Annotated in this window: 5 protein-coding genes; 2 read left to right on the top strand and 3 right to left on the bottom strand. The window is 52.5% G+C overall.

Annotation, left to right across the window (positions count from 1 at the left end):
• Positions 1 to 188: 188 nt before the first annotated feature.
• The gene (locus J1785_RS19985; protein ID WP_129951144.1) at positions 189 to 1,349 is read left to right on the top strand and encodes a Gfo/Idh/MocA family protein; all 1,161 of its coding nucleotides are present in this window, start codon (positions 189 to 191) and stop codon (positions 1,347 to 1,349) included.
• A 78-nt stretch (positions 1,350 to 1,427) separates the two neighbouring features.
• On the opposite strand, the gene pncA is transcribed toward J1785_RS19985, so the two are convergent.
• The 3 genes from pncA to sppA all read right to left on the bottom strand — a co-directional run bounded on the left by pncA (position 1,428) and on the right by sppA (position 5,086).
• Complete coding sequence (gene pncA, locus J1785_RS19980; protein ID WP_129951145.1) at positions 1,428 to 2,057, bottom strand: bifunctional nicotinamidase/pyrazinamidase; 630 nt, start codon at positions 2,055 to 2,057, stop codon at positions 1,428 to 1,430.
• 14 nt (positions 2,058 to 2,071) lie between these two features.
• Positions 2,072 to 3,085, bottom strand: coding sequence for an asparaginase (gene ansA / locus J1785_RS19975; protein ID WP_129951146.1), 1,014 nt, complete (start codon positions 3,083 to 3,085; stop codon positions 2,072 to 2,074).
• A 147-nt stretch (positions 3,086 to 3,232) separates the two neighbouring features.
• The gene (gene sppA / locus J1785_RS19970) at positions 3,233 to 5,086 is read right to left on the bottom strand and encodes a signal peptide peptidase SppA (RefSeq protein WP_217159402.1); all 1,854 of its coding nucleotides are present in this window, start codon (positions 5,084 to 5,086) and stop codon (positions 3,233 to 3,235) included.
• 179 nt (positions 5,087 to 5,265) lie between these two features.
• Here sppA and J1785_RS19965 point away from each other — a divergent pair, with 179 nt between their 5' ends.
• Complete coding sequence (locus J1785_RS19965) at positions 5,266 to 5,817, top strand: NAD(P)H nitroreductase (RefSeq protein ID WP_129951148.1); 552 nt, start codon at positions 5,266 to 5,268, stop codon at positions 5,815 to 5,817.
• Positions 5,818 to 6,004 lie beyond the last annotated feature (187 nt).

Genomic DNA, 6,004 nt, shown 5'->3' with positions numbered 1-6,004 from the left:
AGTAATATCAATATATTCAATGATATAAATCAATAATGCTCTTTATGCGCTGTCAGGTTTGTTGACATTACTTTTATCACCGTAATAAGTTGGTGTTTAATCATTATACAATTGTATGCCGGGCGACCTTCCTCCGGCGCAGACCTTAGCATTGAGCTCACCTTATTAAGGCAGCCAGGGGATAAAACATGAAAGTAGGCATTGTCGGTCTCGGTTTTCGCATGTCCAATGTGGTTAATGAGTTTCATAAGGTAGACCCGGAATTTAGTATCGCCGGGTACGTTGACCCCGCGCCTGCCGGTCTGCCTAATCTTCATACCTTTGGTATCAAGCCGGGAGATGCGTATTCGTCGCTCGATGATCTGCTTAAAAATGCCGATTTCGACCTGTTAATGGTGGGCTCACCAAATTATCTGCATCTGGAGCATGTCAGGGCTGGCCTTGAGGCGGGTAAGCGAGTGTTTACTGAAAAGCCGGTGGTGATTAACGAAGAGCAAACCCTGGCGATGGCCGCGCTGATCAGGCAATACGGCTCAGACAATATTATTGTGGGTCTGGTGCTGCGCTATTCGCCGTTGTTTATTGATTTGATGCACGCCAGGCAGCAAGGGTTGTTGGGGGAGATTGCTTCGATTGAGGCCACCGAGCACATCCGCCCGTTCCATGGCGCTTTTTTCCAACGGGACTGGCGTCGCTATGAGAAATATGCCGGCCCGTACATTCTGGAAAAATGCTGCCACGATATCGATCTCTATCAGGGCCTGATGGGGGAAAGACCGGTGAGAGTGGCGAGTTTTGGCGGGCGAAAGTCGTTCACACCAGATCAGGAACCCCGGGGTGATTTTAACGCCAGTGCCGGGCTTTACCATAGTAAACCCAGCGGCTGGTCAGGTACCGATGCGGTATTTACCAGCGATGCCGACATTATCGATTACCAGACTGCGTTGATTGAATATAGCGGCGGTGCAACGCTGGCGTTTCACGCCAATCTGAACGTTCCTGATGAATTCCGCCGTTTCTGCGTGATTGGCTCACAGGGCATGGCAGAGGGGGACTTTGTACGTAATTTCTTCCGGGTTCATGATGCACGTTCGGGGGATAAAGTAATTTCTACCGAATACGAAGGTAATGCCTATGACGGTCATTACGGTGCGGATGCACTGATGGCCGAACATGTAGTGAAACATCTTAAGACAGGCAGCCCGCTTAATGTCTCTGTGGTGGATGCACTTGAGGCCGGGTTAACGGCAATAAAAATCGACGAAGCGCGAAAAAAACGTTCAGTCATCGATTTAACAGAAAGCTGGCAGCGTTTCGATCAAGAGTTAGGCCGCGTATCATCATCTTGACCCCCGACACCAGGGAAACCTTTGCGGCAAACCGCCCTCCTTTTCGGGGCGGTTTTTTTCATAAGCCGGAAGACAGCGTCAGCCGGTAATATCCGCAGACGTACTGATTTTCGCACCCGCCTTACGCAGGGTCACAACCGCTTCAGTACTGTCTTCTGGCTGTAAGTTGACACCACGGCAGCCGTCGGTCAGCAGGGTCACCTGATATCCCAGTTCCAGCGCATCCAGCACGGTGAATTTCACACAGTAGTCCGTCGCCAGCCCCATCACATATAAATGCGTGATCTGCGCCGCTTTCAGCCAGTCATTGAGCACCGTTGCAGCACGATGTCCGTTGTCGAAGAATGCACTGTAACTGTCGATGTCAGGATTGGTGCCTTTCTGCACCACAAAATCCACCAACGGCAGGTTCAGTGCCGGATGAAATTCTGCGCCCGGTTCATGCTGAACGCAGTGAACCGGCCACCAGACCTGCGGCAGGCCGTTAAGCTCGCCCTGCGTCCAGGGCTCCGCGCGGGAATTGGTAGCAAAGCTGCGATGACCGGCAGGATGCCAGTCCTGCGACGCCACCACGGCAATATCTTGTTCTTTACACCACGTCATCATTTTATTGGCGACCGCAACCGTGGCGTCGCCGTCAGTCACGGCCAGTGCGCCACCGCGACAAAAATCGTTTTGCAGATCGACCAGCAACAAAGCAGATTTCATCTCGCTCCCCTTATTTATTCAGTCAGTTCACCGCGCAGATTTTGCTGCATCAGTTCGCGGATGACCTGCGGAGAATGCGACTGACTCAGCAGATAATGCAGTTTAGTCAGCGCCGCTTCTACGGTCATATCAAAGCCGCTGATCACGCCTGAATGGGCAAGGGCATTGCCGGTGGCATAGCCGCCCATGTTGACGCGTCCTGAGATACATTGGGTCAGATTGACTACCACGATGCCACGCTCAGATGCGTCTTTCAGCACTTTCAGCAGATCACCTTTTTGCGGGGCGTTACCGACGCCGTACGAACGCAGGATCAGCGCTTTCACCGGTTGCATCAGGAAATTTTGTACCACTTCGGCTGAAATGCCCGGATAAATTGTCACCACGCCAATGGGCTGCGGTGTAATGTGGTGAACTTTCAGTTTCGCCGCAGGCACTTGTGGCAGTGAGGGTGTGGAAAGGCGGCGGATGTGGATCCCGGCTTCCAGCAGTGGCGAAAGGTTCGGTGACGCAAAGGCATCGAAACCATCGGCATGCGCCTTGGTGCTGCGGTTACCCCGGTACAGGCGGTTATTGAAGAACAGGGTGACTTCGTTGACCGGATGATTCGCCGCGATATACAGCGAGTTCAGCAGGTTGATTTGCCCGTCAGAACGCAATGCTTCCAGTGGGATTTGTGACCCTGTCACAATAACCGGCTTGCTCAGGTTTTCCAGCATGAACGACAGGGCGGAAGCGGTAAACGCCATGGTGTCGGTGCCGTGCAGGATAACGAAACCGTCATAGTCGTCATAATGCGCCTGGATATCGTCGGCAATATGTTGCCAGTCTTCCGGCGTCATGTCGGAGGAATCCATCAGGGGCGCATATTCCTGAATAGTGAATTCAGGCATTTCCGGGCGGTGGAACTCCGGCATCAGCGCCAGCTGGCGTTGTAAATGGCCGGAAACCGGAATGTAACCCTGTTCAGAACGCTGCATACCGATTGTGCCGCCGGTATAGGCAACGTAAATAGATTTTTTAGTCATCGAGAGGTTCTTTTTTTAGAAAGGTGAAAGCAACTGCCCTAAGTATAAAGGCTTCGCGGCTGGCGTCCCACCATAAAAAAGCCCGGAGTTCTCAGCAAGAAGCTCCGGGCTGTATATTAGGGTGATTCTTTATCCCAACACTGAACCTTACTTCACATCCCCACAGGTCAGGCAAAGTGCGTAACGGTTTTGCGGGTCATTCATATTGCTGAACAGATCAGCCTGCGATTTCAACTCCGTCGCCATTTTGCTGACAGGCGCAGGCAAATAAGCCTGGATCGCAGCCGGTAACATGGCATGGACCGATGTGCTGACCTGCGAGAACACCAGGTCGCTCAGGCTTGGTTCACTGACATACCAGTTCAGTTGCCAGTTTGGTAGCTTCGCCAGTTCAGCGGCTTTCTTCACGGCATCATCGAAATCACCCAGCTCATCCACCAGACCATTGGCTTTGGCATCAGAACCGATCCACACATGACCCTGGGCAATCTGATCGATTTGCTCAGGTGTTTTGTGGCGGGAATCGGCCACCAGACCCAGGAAGGTTTTGTAACCATTCTCAATGTTCAGCTGCATCATCTGCGAGAATTCTGGTGGCAGCGCTTTGGTGGAAGCGATATCCGCCAGCGGCGACGTTGCCACGCCATCGGTATGCACGCCCGCATAATCGAGCGTGTTCTGATAGGTGTTGATCACGCCAAAGATACCGATGGAGCCGGTGAGGGTGCTCGGGCTGGCGATAATATAGTTGGCCGGGGTTGAAATCCAGTAACCGCCGGATGCCGCCATCCCGCCCATTGATACCACAACCGGCTTGCCTGCGGCTTTTGCGGCAGCCAGTTCGGAACGGATCACTTCAGAAGCACTGACGCTGCCGCCCGGGCTGTTAACGCGCAGGATAATCGCTTTCACTTTCGGATCCAGACGGGCATCACGAATTTGCTGTGCTGTGGTGTCACCACCGACGGCACCCGGTTGTTCCTCACCGTCGTTGATCGCACCGGTCGCAAAGATCACTGCGATTTGCGGATCGTTATTGTCCGGTTTTGGTTTCGGCGAGTAATCGTAAATGCTGGTGTAATTAAAATCCTTGGTGTTTTTATTCCAGCCAAAGGCTTTTACCATTTCATTGTCGGCTTCGGTGCGTGACGCCAGTGCATCAACCAGTTTGGCTTTCAGCGCATATTGCGCCATGTCACCGCCGGTTGCCTGCATTCCCGCCAGCACGCCCGCTGCCCCCGGGAACAATTGTTCAGGGGTTATCTGACGGTTAGCTGAGACGGTATTGAGATAGTTGGTCCAGAGTCCGCCGATCCAGCGGCTATCGGCCTCACGGGCGGCAGGGGACATATCATCACGGATCAATGGCTCAACGGCAGATTTATAGGTTCCGACGCGGAAGATATGGGTGGTGACTTTCAGCTTATCCAGCAGCGATTTGTAATACAGATTATTGGTTGCAAAACCGTGAAGATCGACCGCGCCCTGTGGCGACAGGTAAATTTTGTTGGCATAGCTGGCCAGATAATATTGCGACTGGTTATAACTGTCGCCGATGGCGTAAACCGGTTTGCCTGTATCGCGGAATTCACGCAGTGCTTTACCGATATACTGCATCGATGACTGATCCGTACCGGTGAAATCGGTCAGCTGTAACACAATCCCGGTAACGTTTTTGTCATCTTTTGCCGCGCGAATCGTATCGACGAGATCAAACAGTGAGTTTTCCTGCAGACGGCTGCTCGAGGTGCCGAGCAATTCGCGACCCCACTGGCGAATTTTATTATTCACAGAAGGTTTATCGACCACCGTTCCGCTCAGGTCAACCAGCAGCGCGCCTTTAGTCGCCTCAACCGGTTTGTCCTGTACGGCATACCAGATGCCAACACCGGCCAGAATGATGAGGATCAGAAATACGTTGAGAATAAATTCTCTGACGAAATTAAGAAGACGCCAGGTCCACTTAAAAAAACCGGCGATAATTCGCCACAATGTGCGCATGGTCTCTCCAACAAGACAGATAAGTCCCGCTATCCTAATGACCCGCCAGAAAAATGTCAGCTTTAAATCATGTCAGAATTTGGCAGTGATGCATTATCTGAAAGCCATCTGACTGTTGGAAAAAGGCGTTACGCTTATGTTAACGTAATCCAAATAGCAATTATTCTCAGGAGAACACCATGGACGCTTTGGATTTATTACTTAACCGCCGTTCTGCTTCCCGTCTGGCTGCTCCGGCACCGGCGGGCGAAGCACTGCAAAATATCATCCATGCCGGTATGCGGGCTCCGGATCACGGTGCGCTCCAGCCCTGGCGGTTTGTGATTGCTGAAAACGACGGTCTGACCCGCTTTAGCGAAGTGCTGCGCGCGGCAGCCATCAAAGACGGTGCCGATGAAAAAGCCATCGAAAAAGCCACGCAGGCCCCCTTGCGTGCACCACAAATTATTACCGTGATTGCTGCCTGCAAAGAAAGCCCGAAAGTGCCACAGTGGGAACAGCTGCTTTCCGCCGGATGCGCCGTGCACGCCATGCAGATGGCCGCGCTGGCGCAGGGTTTTAATGGCATCTGGCGTACCGGCGCGTGGACCGATCATCCGGACGTGCGCAAGGCATTCAAATGCGGTGAAAACGATAAAATTGTCGGTTTCCTGTATCTCGGCACGCCGCAGCTGAAAGCCAGTCTGCAGGTGATCCCGGCCGACAGCTCACCCTTCGTCACGCATTTATAAAACCAGAATGCTCACTGATTAACCGGTTTTGATCGGCCTTTTCCGATTAAACCGGTTTTTTGCTGCCTAAATGAGCGACCACTCTCGCGGATCCTTTTAACCATCTTACTAATTACGCCGCCAGCGGCTAACATAGCCATTCTGCATGATGAGGACGTAGTGAAATGAAGGGTGGGAGAATGGAAAT

Source organism: Rahnella perminowiae (genome assembly GCF_019049755.1).
GTDB classification, from domain to species: Bacteria; Pseudomonadota; Gammaproteobacteria; order Enterobacterales; family Enterobacteriaceae; genus Rahnella; species Rahnella perminowiae.
Note: the sequence above shows the minus strand (reverse complement) of the source record. Positions and strands in the feature narration are given on the sequence as shown.

Bases quoted from the DNA above. Each gene is read 5' to 3' on its own strand.
- pncA (WP_129951145.1), bottom strand. From the start codon at position 2,057: ATGAAATCTGCTTTGTTGCTGGTCGATCTGCAAAACGATTTTTGTCGC.
- J1785_RS19965 (WP_129951148.1), top strand. From the start codon at position 5,266: ATGGACGCTTTGGATTTATTACTTAACCGCCGTTCTGCTTCCCGTCTG.
- J1785_RS19985 (WP_129951144.1), top strand. From the start codon at position 189: ATGAAAGTAGGCATTGTCGGTCTCGGTTTTCGCATGTCCAATGTGGTT.
- sppA (WP_217159402.1), bottom strand. From the start codon at position 5,086: ATGCGCACATTGTGGCGAATTATCGCCGGTTTTTTTAAGTGGACCTGG.
- ansA (WP_129951146.1), bottom strand. From the start codon at position 3,085: ATGACTAAAAAATCTATTTACGTTGCCTATACCGGCGGCACAATCGGT.